Annotated in this window: 1 pseudogene; it reads left to right on the top strand. The window is 65.3% G+C overall.

The features are described from left to right. Positions 1–395 (top strand): annotated as a pseudogene (locus QZH66_RS18675) (hypothetical protein); the annotation flags it as partial.

Below are 395 nucleotides of genomic sequence, written 5' to 3'. Positions count from 1 at the left end.
GGCAGCGTGATTGCCGAGAGCCTGCGCCGTTCACTCGATCTGGTGCTGCGCCTGGCGCACGATGCGCCCGCACCTGTACGCCATGTCAACCTGGGGGGCGGCTGGGGTATACCGTATTTCCCGGGCGAGCCGGTGCTGAATCTGGCGCCCATCGCCGAGGCATTGGCACAGGTGCAGGCAGAACTGGTGCGTGCATTGCCTGCGGCACGGCTGGTGTTGGAACTCGGGCGTTACCTGGTGGGGGAGGCAGGCATCTATGTGGCGCGCGTGCTGGAGCGCAAGGTGTCGCGTGGGCAGGTGTTCTTGGTGACTGACGGCGGCATGCACCAGCACCTGGCCGCTTCGGGCAATTTGGGCCAGGTGATACGGCGCAATTACCCCGTGGCTATTGGCAA

Source organism: Stenotrophomonas sp. YIM B06876 (assembly GCF_030711595.1).
GTDB lineage: Bacteria > Pseudomonadota > Gammaproteobacteria > Xanthomonadales > Xanthomonadaceae > Stenotrophomonas.
This window is presented reverse-complemented; position numbering and strand designations above follow the sequence as displayed.